Annotated in this window: 20 protein-coding genes and 1 tRNA gene; 12 read left to right on the forward strand and 9 right to left on the reverse strand. The window is 35.2% G+C overall.

What is annotated here, in order from left to right:
• Nucleotides 1-41: 41 nt before the first annotated feature.
• Complete coding sequence (locus HWQ49_RS03365; RefSeq protein WP_188206147.1) at nt 42-539, reverse strand: shikimate kinase; 498 nt, start codon at nt 537-539, stop codon at nt 42-44.
• Between the two features lie 45 nt (nt 540-584).
• On the opposite strand from HWQ49_RS03365, the gene comGA reads away from it, so the two are divergent.
• The 9 genes from comGA (at nt 585) to HWQ49_RS03410 (ending at nt 4992) form a co-directional block, all read left to right on the forward strand.
• A complete protein-coding gene (gene comGA, locus HWQ49_RS03370; protein ID WP_188206148.1) occupies nt 585-1592 on the forward strand; it encodes a competence type IV pilus ATPase ComGA in 1008 nt (335 codons plus the stop codon).
• On the forward strand, nt 1561-2607 hold the full coding sequence (locus HWQ49_RS03375; RefSeq protein WP_188206149.1) for a type II secretion system F family protein: 1047 nt from the start codon (nt 1561-1563) through the stop codon (nt 2605-2607). Before comGA ends, HWQ49_RS03375 begins: the two co-directional genes overlap by 32 nt.
• A gap of 13 nt (nt 2608-2620) precedes the next feature.
• Nucleotides 2621-2917 (forward strand): competence type IV pilus major pilin ComGC, encoded by a 297-nt coding sequence (gene comGC / locus HWQ49_RS03380; RefSeq protein ID WP_188206150.1) that lies wholly within the window; start codon nt 2621-2623, stop codon nt 2915-2917.
• Complete coding sequence (gene comGD, locus HWQ49_RS03385; RefSeq protein ID WP_188206151.1) at nt 2910-3347, forward strand: competence type IV pilus minor pilin ComGD; 438 nt, start codon at nt 2910-2912, stop codon at nt 3345-3347. The genes comGC and comGD overlap by 8 nt, the downstream gene beginning before the upstream one ends.
• Nucleotides 3328-3669 (forward strand): hypothetical protein, encoded by a 342-nt coding sequence (locus HWQ49_RS03390; RefSeq protein ID WP_188206152.1) that lies wholly within the window; start codon nt 3328-3330, stop codon nt 3667-3669. The genes comGD and HWQ49_RS03390 overlap by 20 nt, the downstream gene beginning before the upstream one ends.
• Nucleotides 3670-3688: 19 nt before the next feature.
• Nucleotides 3689-4093: a ComGF family competence protein gene (locus tag HWQ49_RS03395; protein WP_188206153.1), complete on the forward strand. Its 405-nt coding sequence runs from the start codon at nt 3689-3691 to the stop codon at nt 4091-4093.
• A gap of 61 nt (nt 4094-4154) precedes the next feature.
• Nucleotides 4155-4436: a hypothetical protein gene (locus tag HWQ49_RS03400; protein WP_188206154.1), complete on the forward strand. Its 282-nt coding sequence runs from the start codon at nt 4155-4157 to the stop codon at nt 4434-4436.
• Nucleotides 4437-4471: 35 nt separating this feature from the next.
• Nucleotides 4472-4543: transfer RNA gene (locus HWQ49_RS03405), tRNA-Gln, on the forward strand.
• A gap of 206 nt (nt 4544-4749) precedes the next feature.
• On the forward strand, nt 4750-4992 hold the full coding sequence (locus HWQ49_RS03410; protein ID WP_188206155.1) for a DUF2626 domain-containing protein: 243 nt from the start codon (nt 4750-4752) through the stop codon (nt 4990-4992).
• A 187-nt stretch (nt 4993-5179) separates the two neighbouring features.
• Here the strand turns inward: HWQ49_RS03410 and HWQ49_RS03415 are convergent, their stop codons facing one another.
• Nucleotides 5180-5800 (reverse strand): MBL fold metallo-hydrolase, encoded by a 621-nt coding sequence (locus HWQ49_RS03415; RefSeq protein WP_188206156.1) that lies wholly within the window; start codon nt 5798-5800, stop codon nt 5180-5182.
• Between the two features lie 155 nt (nt 5801-5955).
• Here HWQ49_RS03415 and HWQ49_RS03420 point away from each other — a divergent pair, with 155 nt between their 5' ends.
• Complete coding sequence (locus tag HWQ49_RS03420; RefSeq protein ID WP_188206157.1) at nt 5956-6147, forward strand: DUF2759 domain-containing protein; 192 nt, start codon at nt 5956-5958, stop codon at nt 6145-6147.
• A gap of 129 nt (nt 6148-6276) precedes the next feature.
• On the opposite strand, the gene HWQ49_RS03425 is transcribed toward HWQ49_RS03420, so the two are convergent.
• The 5 genes from HWQ49_RS03425 to HWQ49_RS03445 form a co-directional block, all read right to left on the reverse strand.
• Nucleotides 6277-8148 (reverse strand): LTA synthase family protein, encoded by a 1872-nt coding sequence (locus HWQ49_RS03425; protein ID WP_188206158.1) that lies wholly within the window; start codon nt 8146-8148, stop codon nt 6277-6279.
• Between the two features lie 128 nt (nt 8149-8276).
• On the reverse strand, nt 8277-8462 hold the full coding sequence (locus HWQ49_RS03430; RefSeq protein ID WP_188206159.1) for a YqgQ family protein: 186 nt from the start codon (nt 8460-8462) through the stop codon (nt 8277-8279).
• 28 nt (nt 8463-8490) lie between these two features.
• Nucleotides 8491-10041 (reverse strand): rhomboid family intramembrane serine protease, encoded by a 1551-nt coding sequence (locus HWQ49_RS03435; protein WP_188206160.1) that lies wholly within the window; start codon nt 10039-10041, stop codon nt 8491-8493.
• 40 nt (nt 10042-10081) lie between these two features.
• Nucleotides 10082-10609 (reverse strand): hypothetical protein, encoded by a 528-nt coding sequence (locus HWQ49_RS03440; protein ID WP_188206538.1) that lies wholly within the window; start codon nt 10607-10609, stop codon nt 10082-10084.
• A 20-nt stretch (nt 10610-10629) separates the two neighbouring features.
• On the reverse strand, nt 10630-11028 hold the full coding sequence (locus HWQ49_RS03445; protein WP_188206161.1) for a hypothetical protein: 399 nt from the start codon (nt 11026-11028) through the stop codon (nt 10630-10632).
• Nucleotides 11029-11336: 308 nt separating this feature from the next.
• Between HWQ49_RS03445 and rpmG the strand changes: the two genes are divergently transcribed.
• Both rpmG and HWQ49_RS03455 read left to right on the forward strand, forming a co-directional pair.
• Entirely contained in the window at nt 11337-11486 is a 150-nt protein-coding gene (gene rpmG / locus HWQ49_RS03450) for a 50S ribosomal protein L33 (protein WP_188206162.1), read from the forward strand.
• An 82-nt stretch (nt 11487-11568) separates the two neighbouring features.
• On the forward strand, nt 11569-12132 hold the full coding sequence (locus HWQ49_RS03455) for a 5-formyltetrahydrofolate cyclo-ligase (RefSeq protein ID WP_188206163.1): 564 nt from the start codon (nt 11569-11571) through the stop codon (nt 12130-12132).
• Nucleotides 12133-12163: 31 nt separating this feature from the next.
• On the opposite strand, the gene HWQ49_RS03460 is transcribed toward HWQ49_RS03455, so the two are convergent.
• Nucleotides 12164-14308: a peptidoglycan D,D-transpeptidase FtsI family protein gene (locus HWQ49_RS03460; protein ID WP_317450901.1), complete on the reverse strand. Its 2145-nt coding sequence runs from the start codon at nt 14306-14308 to the stop codon at nt 12164-12166.
• Between the two features lie 79 nt (nt 14309-14387).
• On the reverse strand, nt 14388-15605 hold the full coding sequence (locus tag HWQ49_RS03465; protein ID WP_223154967.1) for an MFS transporter: 1218 nt from the start codon (nt 15603-15605) through the stop codon (nt 14388-14390).
• Nucleotides 15606-15721 lie beyond the last annotated feature (116 nt).

Below are 15721 nucleotides of genomic sequence, written 5' to 3' on the forward strand. Positions count from 1 at the left end.
TTGGAATTTTTGTGGTGGATTGACTTAGTTATCAGAGTCCGTTATAAATTTAAGTAACATAAAATTTCTTGGGCACATTCGTCAATCTCCAATTCGTCAACCTTGATTATTTTAACGGTCGATTGTTGGTACAAGTTTTGTCTAGATCTAAATAGCTCATGCTTTAACTGATCATTGTTATTCCACAGGGGCCTTTTGGCATCAGCTTCTAAACGTTTCGAAATCGTTGGAAAAGAGGCTTGTAGCCATATAGAATTAAAGTTATTTTTCAATGTTTCCCGGTTGACAGGAGATTCGACGATCCCACCCCCTGTTGCAATTACTGCGCCATCACTAGGCATCGAGAGCAATACCTCTTCTTCTACTTCTCTAAAATAATCCTCTCCATGTCTTTTGAAGATATCCTTAATTTGCATACCTAACTGGTTTTCCACAACTTCATCTGTATCATAAAAAGGAATATTTAAATAATCTGTGAGTTTTTTTCCGACACTAGACTTTCCTGAACCCATAAAACCAACCAACGCAATAGACTTCATTTCTACTATCACCTACTTGTTTATAAATTTTTAGGGGGGAATGCATTGAATAATCCAGATCAACTATCCGATAAAATCATCAATTATGCGATCAGAAAGGGGGCCTCAGATATTCATTTTTCACCCGATGAATTTAATGTATCTATCTACTTTCGAATTAATGGTGAACGCTGGTTTTACCAACGCACTACTTTACAAGAATATCAAATACTTTTAAGTTACTTCAAATTTTCATCGGGAATGGATATTGCTGAAAATAGAGTACCACAAAACGGGACCCAAGTTTTTAACCGGGAAAACCATTCATATGATCTCAGGCTTTCTACTTTACCATTGAAAAGTAGCGAAAGCCTTGCCATCAGAATCCTACCTAAGTATGATTACCCTCACCTTAATGAACTGTTTTTATTTCCTTCTCAGGCTGATACCCTGTTGAACTGGATCAAAAATCGTTCAGGAATCATTTTATTTACAGGACCAACAGGTAGCGGTAAATCTTCAACAATGTTCGCTTTAATGCGTGAAGCTTCAAAAATGTATGGATTTCAAACCATATCGCTAGAAGATCCCATTGAACAGGCAGTTGCTGATATACTACAAGTCCAAGTCAATGAGAAAGCCGGCTTTAATTATGATGTTGGACTCAAGGCAGCTTTACGTCATGACCCTGACATTATTTTAATAGGTGAAGTGCGAGATAGCGAAACAGCCAAATTTGCATTTCGTGCGGCCTTAACCGGACATTTGGTTTTAACAACTGTGCACGCTAGAAACGCTTATGGTACAATCCACCGTTTACAGGAAATGGGGATTAGCCAAACTGATTTGCATCAAACCCTAATCGGTATCGCTTCACAACAGCTTTTGCCACTTTCAAAAACAATTCAATTAAAAAGAGGAGATGGAAGAGCAGCTATAGCAGAATTACTTGATGGTGAGTATTTAACCAGAGCAGTTAACGGATTAAAACCAGAGAATAACCAAGAATTTTACACATTTAATCGATTAAGGAGAAAAGCCTATGCACTCGGCTATACTAAAAACGTATTTTAAAAGAAATCGCCTTCCTTTAAAGAAGCAAATTGACTTTCTTGACCGCCTTGCCAAACTTCTTGGTAAAAATTACTCCATTAAGCAATCGTTAGAGTTTATGTTGTATGACCCTGAATTCTATAAATTAGCTCGATCATTTGTTGATTTCTTACAAAAGGGTATCTCGATTGAGGATTGTTTTAGGCAATTAAACTTTCAACCAATCGTTGTTGCTTTTCTTTACTTCTCTAAAACAACAGGCCATTTATCTCAGCAAATAATTAATTGTAATAATATGTTAAAAACAAAATATGAGCTTCAAAAGAAACTCCAGAAAATATTACGCTACCCAATATTCTTAATGATTTTTTCATTGATCATCCTTTTTTCTATGACTCTATTTCTAATCCCTATGTACCAAACCGCTTTTCAGAGCTTTGGAAATGCAGAATCTATGGTTTGGCTTAACACAATAATTAAGGTATTCCAATTGTCCATTACCGTGTTTATCTCAATTATCGCCTTGGGGGTGATCATTATATTAATCGTTCATAAACAAGCATCTATCCAGACAAGAATTGCATTCATCAGTCGATTACCTATCGTTTGCTCCTTTTATCGGCTCTCCACAACCGCACAATTCTCCTACCATTTATCTTCAATGATGAGTAACGGTAAAACGATTAAGGAAGCCCTATCGATTATTGACAATCAATATGAATTACCGATATTACAAAACTATGCTAGCGAAGTCATTACTCAACTTCAAGATGGTAAACCACTAGTAGACAGCTTCTATTCACTAACGTTAATTGAAAAGGATTTAAAATTGTTGATCCAACGTAGTACTGAACAAGGCACTTTAGTTCAAGACTTAAATGCTTATACATCATTAGTTACAGCTTCTTTAGAGGAAAAATCCAAAAACTTAGTCGTTGTCATTCAACCTATTACTTACGGTGTTCTCGGGATTCTAATCATTTCTATCTACGTATTAGCTATGTTTCCAATGTTTCAAGTCATTAATAATTTATAAAGGTGTGAAAAAAATGTATAACAATAGCAAAGGGTTTACACTTGTTGAGATGTTAGTCGTTTTACTCATTATTTCCGTCTTATTAATTTTAACTATTCCAAATGTCGTCAAGCACAATACATTTGTAGATGAAAAAGGATGCGAGGCCTATATGGAGCTTGTTCAATCCCAGGTTCAACTTTATAAGTTAGACACTGGTGAATATCCATCAGACTTAACAAGTCTAGAAGAAGAAGATTATATTAACAGTACATCATGCCCAGACAATCGTTCATTAAGCCTTGTTGATGGTCGTGTCGACATTGAATAGTAAAGGCTTCACGCTTGTTGAGGTGTTAATCGTTTTAAGCATAGTCACTACAATTACCTATTTTTCATTAAACATGTTCCAAGAGATCCAGAACAAAAGAACTATTAATCAATTCTTTGCGACGTTTGAACAAGATATCTTTTATATACAACAGTATACACTTTTAAATCAGAGTCGTTTGACCTTAACCTTTCAACCACATAGTCATGGTTATCGAATTTATGATAACCCCCTTATGCCTGCTCATATAGTCCGTCAATTTGACGATACTATTATATTTCATACAACCGATCTAAACCATAAGATCCGTTTCAATACAACCGGTAACATCTCACAACCAGGCAGCTTTGAAGTAATTATCCATAACCAAACTTACCGCATAACCTTCCCTTTTGGAAAAGGACGATACTATGTTACTCAACTGTCGTAAAGGAATAATCATGTATGACCTACTACTATCCCTAAGCTGTTTATTGATCATAACGACTTTTTTAATTCCACTATTGGCCCATGTTCATATAACTGAACAAGATCTTCGTCATAAAAATGAGGCTATCACCGTCTTACAAGAGCATATTAAGGACGGACAATTATCACAGAAAACTAAAACAAATAACTTAAGTGATCAAATGCTTCAAGACTATGTCATCACGTCACAACCACATGAAAGGTTTACCCTCTTTTGTATTAATTGGAAAAACCGATCTAATAATGAAGAAAGAATGTGTCAATATGTTCCGTCTTACGAATAATCCTAAAGGTTACACCTTAGTGTCATTACTCATTTCCCTATCAATTTTAATCGTGATCACTCCAATGATTTTTCCTGTCTTAAAAATGACTGAAATGAGACAAGACGTCAATCATCAGTCGCACTTAGAGTTAAGACAGTTTGACTTTCTGATTGCCTTTGAATTAAATAGGTCTAAAGTAGTTAAGGTCAGCCCAGATAAGTTACGTTTTTATAAACATAACGGTGATCAAACTGTCTTAGAAAAATACGATGGCTTAGTTAGACGAAGAGTAAATGGGACCGGACATGAGGTTATGATCTTTGACGTTGATGAATTCAAAATCACCATGATTAATGACCACACATTCACCATCTACTGTAAGCGAAAGGACGGTTCTGAGTTTGAAAAAGTCTATTCACATAGATCAATTGACATATTTTAATTCTGAAAAAGGTTTTGTGTTCCCATATTTACTGATTATTTTGTTAACGGTGTCTTCCCTTATGTTAATAACTATGCAGCAGAATTTATATCATCAAGAACAGTATCAATGGTCTTATGAACAACATAAAATTCAAAACCTTATTTCAATCTCAATCCATGAACTCGAACAATTAGAGTTACTAACTCCCTCAGCAGAAAAACAACAACTCTCCCTTCACTATGAGACGGGTAGCGTTATGGTGGATTTTTATTCACTGGATTCAAGTCTCCTCCAATTAGAAATAACCGTTGAAACAGATACAGGTCTAACATTTCAACATTTCACATATTACGATGTATAAACAAAAGAAAATCAATATATAATAATAACTGTAATTGGGCTATAGCCAAGCGGTAAGGCAACGGGTTTTGGTCTCGTGATTCCCAGGTTCGAATCCTGGTGGCCCAGTTCTTTTTACGTCTCAAATTAATTAAAAGTTTTTAAGTACCTCACCGATGGGGTGATCCGTTTTAAGTCACGGTTTTAATATGGTATAATCGAAAATAGATAGTTGATTAGCAACAAATCCCATCGGACAAAAAATGTTCATTTACATCGTCATGTTCATCGTATATAATATGTCTGACGAGTTCCTGTACAAAGGAGGAAAAGACATGGATCGTATGTTTCGTGTTATATCATTCTGGACGGGTATTTTCACCGTATTATTCTATGCAGGTGATATGATTGGGTTATCCGTATTATTTCTAGCACAAACGATCTTCTTTTTAGGAATCGGTTACTTAAACCTATCTGAACGTCTTTATATGTATATCTTTGGCGCTTATTTAACTGTTTTTATGGTAGGTTTTACGTATTACGTAACATTCCTTCTAGAACCATCATTTGCTCACTAAAACACTCGTTAACGAGATCAGAGCAAAGTCAGAAATGTATTTGTACTTATAGTAACACCGAATTTTATACTTATCTGGCAAACAAAAAACGGCTCGGTCCTTTAAATAGGATGAGCCGTTTTTATTAGCTCTAAAATACTTTTGGCTCTATACTAAGTGGAATGGCGTCCATTTCTATAACAGTTATTTAACTTAGAAAAGGATTTCTTTGTTTTTCAGCTTTAACCGTTGTTTTTGGACCATGTCCAGGTAAGACAGAAGTTTCTTCAGGTAGAGATAAGATCTTCTCATTGATGCTCTTGATCAATGTATCATAGTTTCCAAGTGGTAAATCTGTTCTCCCAATCCCCATTTGAAACAAAGTATCCCCCGCGATCAAAGTCTGTTCATCCTTAAGCCAAAATGAAAGACTTCCAGGAGAATGACCTGGAGTATGAAGTATCTCTAACTTAAACCCTTCGATCTCCTGAACCCCTTCATCTATATAATAATCCGCTTCACGGGCCATGATCTTCCCTACTTGGAAGAGTTCTGAACCATTTAGCATTGGGTTGGTTAGCCATTCTTTTTCAGCTTCATGCATATATACTGGAACATCATACCTTTCGCGAAGAGGCTCAACAGCTCCAATGTGATCAAAATGTGCATGAGTTAAGACAATAGCCTTAGGTTTAATTTCTTTCTCATTAAACAATTGTTCTAGTTTTTCTACATCTCCACCTGGATCAAAAATTAAGGCTAGTTGATCTTTTTCGATAACATAACAATTTGTTCCTAATAGACCTAAGGAAAATGTATAAATGTTCACAAAACGTTTCCACCTTTTTCATCTGATTTTTACGGAAATGACTCGACACAAAGTTTATTTTTATATAGAATATAAGGGAGAAGCCAAACGGATAAATTCTTGGTATTATTGTAATCATAACAAAGAGCGAGCTTTTGATTCAAGGAGGAAAAGACATGGAAGTAGGAGAATTTGTTTTTGGAATATTAATGTTAATCGTAACTATTTTAAGTGCATGGGCTGTATTACGTGAACTAAAAAAACGGAACTTCTTTGCTGTAGCATTTGCAGCAGTATCATTTGGCCTATTTGGATGGTATTCATTTATGACAATAACAAATCAGTTATTCCCAGGTTTGTGGTCCTAAATTATAATGGCTAACGAATATTCGTTAGCCATTTTTTAGATTTAAAGCAGATAATGCTTGTAACTCCGGGTTCCATCTTAACGAAAAACCCTAACGAACTCCATATTTTGGAGTTTGTTAGGGTTTAATTTATTCTTCAACGATCTCGCCTTCTTCAAAGTCATAAAATCTGAAGAGATCACCGTAGATTATTTCATCTGAGTAGTTCAATTCTTGTTCAGCCTGTTCACGAATGTCATCACAATAAGAACCTTCTACAACCTCACCTGTTTCATGTTCATAACAGTTACCTGATGCGTATAGATAATCCTCACCAACTACACGACCGTCTCGCAGAGCGATGAATGGTTTGCGATTTTGTGAGAACAAATCATTACCAAAGACAATGTCTTTCTCATTCTCGATACCTAACATGTTAAGAATCGTTGGCTTAAAGTCGATTTGACCTGACAGCCTTGATAAAGTTCCTGTATGATCACGATCAGGAATGTGCACAATAAACGGAACTCTTTGGAGTTGGGCCTCTTCATAAGGTGTGATATCTTTTCCAAGAAACTCACCCATTGCTTCATTATGATAAGAACTAATACCATAATGGTCTCCTGAAATGATAATAATTGAATCTTCATACATACCTTCATCTTTTAGCTGATTAATAAATTGCTCTATTGCTTCATCTGTATAACGAGCAGTTTGGAAATATTGATTCAAAGTCACTGAATCCGAATCATGTGGTTCTATACTCGCTTCCTCAGGCGGAATCTCGAATGGGAAGTGGTGAGTTAATGTTATAAACTTCGCAAAGTAAGGTTCGTCTATATCTTTCATTAAATCAATAGATTGTTCGAAATACTTTTTGTCATTTAACCCCCACCCAATTTCATCTTCAGGTTCAAAATCATAAGATTCTACATCGTAGAACTCATCATAACCTAGTGTTTCATACATGACGTTTCTATTCCAAAAACTTCCATTATTGGCGTGGAAAGCATAAGATTTATAGCCCTTTTCCTCTTCAATGATTTTAGGTAACGAATTATATTCATTCTGAGCGTGTGTGAAAAAGACAGCACTATTAGGTAAGGAATATAATCCATTATCAATAACAAACTCGTGATCAGATGTTTTACCTACGCCTGTTTGATGATAGAAGTTCTCAAAATAATAACTATCGTCAATAAAATCATTTAAAAACGGGGTTATTTCTTCTCCATTCAATTCCTCATCTATAATAAAAGATTGTGCTGATTCAAAGGCAATATAAATAATATTCTTATCCTCAGCAATACCCGTTAAGTCAATAGGCTCCTCGATCTCTCGAACATGGTCATTAACGTATTCATCAATCTCATCCATGCCAGATCCATCAGCAAATAAACGTTTTGACTGGGTTGATGCGGTTATGACTGCATCGTAAGCATGGAAGGTGAATAGACCAACATTTTTAACTAGATATTCTCGGTCAAAGCCACGTTGAAATAACATCGGTCTTTCAATTTCAGCTAAGGCCATATTAATCATAATTGCTGATAATGATACAGCGACGATTCTTTTACGAAACATTCCAGAATACTCTTTTATAGTAAACCAGTCTAATTTTATAAACATAAAAATTAACGCAAGGTCTAATAATAAAAGTAAATCAGAAATATAAAAGAGTGATACTGCACTACTTCCTAGGTCGCCAGCGTTATTAAATTGAAACAGTGTTGGTAACGTTACAAAATCGGTGAAGTTTCTGTAATACATTAAATTAGCGATGATCACAAACGACATAACTATAGCCGTTATGATGATAAAACGCTTCTGCCTCTTTGGACGGAACCATACAGCAATAAAGAAAATAAACATGCTAATAGCTAACGCATTAATGAATAGAATAATTTCTTGGAAAGCTGTTTCGATCGATAAATCAAAGTAAAATCGATATACAATATATGTTTTAGTCCCGACAAGGATTGCAGCAACAATAAACAATGGTATTTGTTTAATCCGGTTCATACCTACCCCTCACTTCCTAAACCAGACATATCAAAAGGTCTTCCATAATAATTAGACGATCTGAACTAAAAAAAGTTTCATAAATATAACTATTTATTACCCCTTTTTAATTATCGTTAATCATCAATTTAAGTTTTTTTCTCTTTCTGTAATATTAATATAGCATCTCGATACTCTTCAATAGTAATTAATTGGTTTTGATATAGTTCTCTAACCTCTTCCTCCATTAATAATGCATCGGATTGACGGTCACCTACATATACTAAAGTACCAAATCGCTTTAGTAGTTGTTGAACTTCATAGAAGCTTTTCATCTTTTTCTCCTTTCAACTAAAAGTAAGATCAAGACTCAATCAATTGTTCATAATATTGATTAAATTGCTCATCATCTGGTCTGATTTCTAAAGCGCGTTTGACATGGTCAATTGCTGTATGAATATCTCCTTTTTGTTCATATAAGACCCCTAAATTATAGTATGCTTCTGAAAAATATTCATTAAGTTCTATTGCCTTCTTTAAATCCTCTTCTGCACGTTCTAATTCATCTAATTCAATAAGCGCCACGGAACGATAGAAATATAAGTACTCATGCTCAATTCCCTGCTCGATCGCATCAGTTAGAACGTTTTCTACACGAGAATAAGATTCATCATTGATATACTGTTGGGCAATTAAAGCTAAGGTCTGGGGGTCTTCAGAAGATTCAGCATGTTTCACGCCATAATTGCCCATAGTCACGATGGATATGACAATGATAACAATTGCGACAACTTGTTTCATTATATCTTTCTTTTTGGGCAAATGTACAATTTGGGCAGCGAAAAAACCACCAATCAATCCACCTAGATGGGCTCCGTTGTCTATTTGTGGAATCGTAAAACCAAAGACAATATTGATGGCGACAATGATTAATAAACTGGAACCAATGGTTTTGAAAAATAAATCCCGGTAATGTACCCCGAAGAACAGTAAAGCACCAAACAATCCAAATATTGCTCCAGATGCACCAGCAGCTACAGCATCATTAGTTGCAAAACTAGCTACCCCTCCAAAGACACCAGCAGTAAAATAGATAAACAAAAACCTTTTCGTCCCATAAATTTTTTCTGCAACATCGCCAAGGAAAAATAAAGCAAGCATATTCATAAACAAATGTAGTGCTCCTATATGCAGAAACATCGAAGTTATTATACGCCACCATTCACCATTGGCGATTGCGGGATTAAACTTAGCTCCCCAATCAATGAGATGAAACGTATCTGTACTACTGCCATTCCTTTCTAATAAAGCAAAGATCACTAAGTTAAGAGCAATTAAAACAAAGGTCACCCTTGTTTTTCCAAAGTGAAATACCTGCTTAAATTCTCGCTCTTTCTTTCTATGCAACCCATATAATTTTTGTTCAAGATATAAGGATTGTTGTTCTTGTTCTTCATGAGTAGGTAAAGAAGTGATTGTGATCGACGTGTCTAGCTGTACGTAATTTGACAACCTCTGCAGCTCTTCGTCTCGATCTTCCTCACTTAAATAATACGCTGTGGTATGGATGTTTTTAGCGCCTTTAATTTGCTTGGTTGTTCTAATATCCTTCCATTCATCAACAGGTGCTAAATTAGCTACATACACCACATGGTAATGGATTTTACGTCCACGAAGCATTCGTATATTTTTATCAAGGTATTGAACATTTTGCTGAAAATCACGTTTCAGATGATTAGACCAATCGAATTGTTTATGTTGAAACATGATTACATGACTTGTGTTTGTTTGTTTCTCATACCTCTCTAAAATAAATACATTCCTCTGTTCCGAAATAAAACGTATATCTGCTTGACCTTCTTTTATCAGATGATCAATGGATTTTAACATCACATATTTTTCAGTTACAAACAAACGAACAACTCCCCGCTTGAAGCAATCTTAATACGATAGATTAATTAGCAATGGTAATGGCTATTTGATGATAACTCATCTCTGATGTTAGAACATATGAGCCGATTTGAATGGAACGGCTATAATCGTTCTCTCCTAAATATTGACTAAATTCACTTGCATCAGAAATCACGTTAGCTTCTTCAAGTTCTAATGCAATATCCCTTGAACTCATTCCATCTGTAATTTCGAGTGTATAAATAGCTGTCTGTTCTTGGTCGTTATCTTTTTCAGTTTGTGTGTCTAATTCCTCTTCGGATGAATTTTGATTAATTACTTCCTGTTGTTCCTCAAGCAATGCCTGCTGTTGCTCAATTTCTTCTTTTAATTCATCATATTCGTTTGAGTCTATAACCATGAAGCCTCTTTCAGTTAAATATTCAGTCGCCTTTTCTTCACTTAGTTCCAATTCATGATTACTAGTTGATTGTTCCTGGCTTAATTCTCTATCTGTTGAATAATATGCACCTGCTAAAATGCTAGTTGAGACAAGAATACCAATTGAAAAAGACATAACTACTGTTCTCAACTACTTTCATCCCTTTCTGTTTATCCAAATAACTGATGGTTAGATTTTTGTTGGATAATAACCTTGATGTCATTTCGGTCTAATCCCGTTCTATTTTCGATTTCCTCTACACCTAAACCTTGTTCATACAAAGTTTTGATCTCCTTGATAATAGGTGGTTCTTGATCACGCCTTGTTTGAAGTTTACTAGATTGACTATTGGTATGGCCTTTGGTTAGATCATTCAAATTCACCGTATCCTTCAACAGTTCCTCTTCTAATACTTTTACTTTGTTTTTTAAGGTAAAGTGATCTTGAGCCTGATTGATCGACAGTTGCTCTAGTTCTTTTTCAAGTTCATCGAATCGATTATTCATGAAAAAAGATATAATAAACAAAATAATACCTACAACTAATAAGGTAATAATGGTATTAAACATAATGTTCACCTCTATTTACTTGTTCAACTAATAGTTTACCACGTTCATTTTATAATAGAAATTACTTTTATAGGAAATCCATTCTGCTATTAGTTTTTGCAAAATAGTAACTCTACCTTCTTTTTGACCTTTGAATCCTTAAAGCTTTGACCTTAGATCATTTGCATGATTCGAAATCGCAAATTAAATTTATCTAAATTAAGACATTGTTTAATTAACAGCATGTTCATGTAATACCTTGAATAATTGTGTCAGTTTTGGTATGATAGTTAGGTCAAAATGTTGAATGTAGAATGGAGGGAATAATCATGCGTGTACAAATCACATTAGCTTGCACTGAAACTGGTGATCGTAACTACATCACTACTAAAAATAAACGTACAAATCCAGATCGTTTAGAATTGAAAAAATATTCTCCAAGACTTGGAAAGCATACGTTACACCGTGAAACGAAGTAAAACAGTAGGAGACTCCTGCTGTTTTTTTCTTTACCTAAAACTCTTTTATGATCCTCTAGAATACCTGCTAGGAGATGAATTTATGTATAAACAAACCTTTAGAGTATTAAGTAAACGTCTCTTAACTAATATTAACCAGAACTATAAGCAAACCGCGATCCATGATATCTCCAAACACCTGTTTAATTCAAACCTCTGGTTAAAGGCTAATACCATAGCGGTTACTATCCCTCGAAAAATTGAATTAGATACATTCCCTCTTATTGAGCAAGCCTGGAAAGAGGGGAAAAACGTCGTCATCCCTAAATGCTATCCTAATAATGATCATCAAATGAAGTTTTACTCATTTACTAATCGTCATGAATTAGAAAATGTCTATTTAGATCTTTACGAACCTAAAGAGGAGAGACATAAACTTGTTTATAAGGAAGATATCGATCTAATCATCGTACCAGGCTTATTGTTTGATCACCAAGGGTATCGGATTGGCTATGGTGGGGGGTACTATGACCGATATTTAGCTAACTTCAATCAAGCTAAAATATCCATAGCAATGGAAGAGCAAATTGTAAAGAACTTACCTTTTGATCATTATGATATTCCTGTTGATTATATTATATCGAATCGAAAGATATACCATTGTTAAAGCCCCTGTCACTGTTAACAGGGGCTTTAGCTTATTCTTGTTCTAAATTGTCCACTTCATCAATATCTTCTAAATCATTTTCATCATCAATAACCTCGTTATCTTCAAGCTCATCTTCAAGGTCTTCTTCACGCTCTTCTTGTAGTTCAAAATAACTATCCAAAGCACGTCTTCCAATCGTTAAGTTGATCGGATGCTGTGATTCACCACCACTAATCACACCCGTATGAGGAACAACTACAGCAAAGGCCACTTCAGGTTGGTCATGTGGAGCATAACCAACTAACGTTAAGTTTTGTACGTAATGTCTTTGACCATCGATAAAAACATAATCCTCTGCGGTTCCAGTTTTTCCGGCTGGGCTATAATCCACGTCGTTAAACTGGTAATAAGCCGTGCCTCCCTCTTCTTGGAAAGCCTGGCGAAATCCTTCGTGAACACGATCTAAATGATCATCAGACACCCCAAGCTTATTTAATACCTTAGGTTCGTTAACCGAATAGATTGGGCCTAGTTTCTCCGTCTCGCCTGAACTATGAATTTGTTTAACCAATGATGGTGCTATTCGATAGCCACCATTAGCTATTGTTGATACGTATTGAGCTAATTGTAAAGTTGTGTAGGATTCATATTGACCAATAGCAAAGTCAATAAGTTCATAAGCTTGATCACCATCACCACTTACACCCGTTCCCTCATAAGGGAAGTCGATACCCGTGGAAACACCTAAGCCAAACTGCTTAAAATAGTTGACCATATCCACATAACCTTGTTGGTCATAGCTAATCGAATCACCATAACTATAATTAAATTCTCCACCCATACGCATGGCAATAAAGAACATATAAATATTAGAAGATCGGCGTAGAGCATCAATATCATTTACATTACCCATATCACGAATCGAGCTTTTCTCTTCGTCACCAGCAATTTTAATCGGGCGGTCATTTATGACTTCATCTGGTGAAACAACACCACTATCTAATCCAGCTAATAATGTTGCACCTTTTATTGATGATCCCGGTAGATGGGAATCATAAATGACTCGAAATGATTCATCGCTAAATGGAGTTTCATCTTCCTCAGCATCGCGATCATAATCCTGACCAGAAATGGCTAATACTTCTCCAGTATTCGGATCCATCATAACGGCCATGGCATTATTCATAAACCGATTTTCTTCAGGGTACATTTCAATGGCTGTCTCTAATTCCTCTTGAACAATTTGATCTAGCCTTTCTTGAAGCTCTATATCAATGGAAAGAACTAAATCTTTTCCTCGTTCACCTTCTCTAACTAACTCACTCGTAACCACGTTTCCACTGGAATCGGTGATATGTTCTCTTACTTCTTTATGACCTTTTAAGGAAAGCTCATATTCTTCTTCAATCCCACTACGACCGACACGATCATTACGGTTATAATTTCGTGTAATAAAATATTCTAAATCATCACTTGGTAGCCCCTGCCTACTTGTTGTAATACTCCCGATATAATTACGGAATGTACCATCGTATAAAAAGTCACGTTCCCAGTCTGTTGTAACGTTAATACCAGGAAATTGATTTAAATTTTCAGCAATTATAGCATACTCCTCCTGAGTAACTTGATCACGTTTTATAATATGCGGTGTCAATTCATAGGCTTGATCTAGCTCTCTTTTAATTGCAATGACTTTCATATCCTCATTCGTAATTTCATCAAGGTCATCCTCAGTTACATAATCTAAAGCCGCGTAATACTGGTCTAAGTCATCACCCTCTAAGTCTTCCGGAGTCAATCGACTAAAAGCTTTCTCATGATTTTCTAAAATCCAAAAATCCTTCATGTTTCTCTCTGATACTGAGTCTGTATCCATCTCTAAAAATTCAACTAGCTCTTTAGCCAACTTCAAGTTATCCTCAGGTTGTACATGTTTTCTAGGCGTGTATGTTATCGCTAACTGTGCTTCATTATCTACAATTAAATTCCCCATGCGATCAAACATTCTCCCCCTTGGTACAGGGGTTTGTGATGTTACTTGTTCTGTACGATTAATCTCATCTTGCGCATCTTGTCCATATAAGATTTGAACAACACCCAATTGTAAAATCAATACTGAAAAAAGTAAAAAAATCACAAAAAATAATAAATTTAATCGAAGAGGTAAGTGTGATTTCTTCTTTTTCTTAACCAATGTTTTCTCCTCCCCCATATAACTACGTTCATTATAGCATTTTTTGTGATCACTTATAAGGGAAGAAACTAATGGTTTTCTATTCACTCTTAGGATGACGCACAATCTTCGCAACACAAATATTGGAAACCAAATATCCTACACCAAAAATAATAATGGCATAATGAATCCAAGTATTTTGTTCAATAAATAATAAGCCGATTAAAAATAGGGTTAACGAAACAGCTCGTCCCATATTTAACGCAATTTCACGTAAGACGATATACTCAATCCGGTACACACGTGCTTGGCTTGATTTACCAATCACATCATATGAGATTGACATATAAGGTGCAAAAAAGAAAGGAACAGCAATTCCTACGACAGCACCATAGATAAAAAATTCGTAAGGAACATCGGCAATCAACAACCAAAAAATGGACAGATATAGTGTAATAACCCCGACTGTAATCAGTTTAATTCGATTTTTCGGAGTGACTACACGAGCAACCACTTGATAAGCAAGAAGAGAAGTTCCTGCATAAATAAAGTTATAGACACCCACAGTCATCTCACTTGTTGTTCCCATGTAAACTAATAATCCAACTAAAAATAAAAAGACCCCTTCTCTCGTACCTTGAAAAAAGTGAGCATTTAGAAGTAGTCGCCAATGGTGATTTTGATTTCTTTCATTAACTGCAACCCGAATTGAATACTGTCCTTCAACAGATCGTCTTTCGATAAAAAAGCTACACACAACAGCCAGTATAAACAGGATAAAAGATATAAAAAAGATTGTCAGATATCCCGTATAACCCTTCAGTACAGTAATTATAAAACCGGCTGTTATAGGACCGATCATACCACTCGATGATTGCAGCATGCCTAACGTACTATTGAAATAATCTCTTGTATAAGGTTCTGTCACCTCAAATGTCAGGATATTATAGGCTAACCAGAAAAATGCATAACCAGCACCTAATAATCCACCTAAGAGATAATTATAATTGGCAGCATTTTCACCAAAAGAAAGAACGGAAATAAAAAATATAGAAATTAAAACAATCCCACCACGGAGAATTAAGATACGGTCGATTTTTTTCGCCCATTTACCAAAAACAACATAAATAAAGATTTGAGCTAAGGCAATGAACAAATTATAATAAGCAACGACTTGTATATCTTCAGATTGCTTCCATAGAAAAATATTTACGAAAATATTGGATAAGAAAATTCCTAAAGTATATAGCCAACCAATGGCTAACAACAAATATAAATTTTTGCGTTCATGATCACTGACATTTAACCGGTTTAACATCATACTTCTCCCTCGTTTCTACCGGTTAGTTTTTGCAATGATAAAACGCTTATACAGAATTAAAAGAAAAGAAAAAGACTTGTATCTTTTTAGATACAAGTCTTAAGATTTTTTAT

It is taken from the genome of Alkalibacillus aidingensis, assembly GCF_014595945.1.
In the GTDB taxonomy this organism is placed as follows: domain Bacteria; phylum Bacillota; class Bacilli; order Bacillales; family Alkalibacillaceae; genus Alkalibacillus; species Alkalibacillus aidingensis.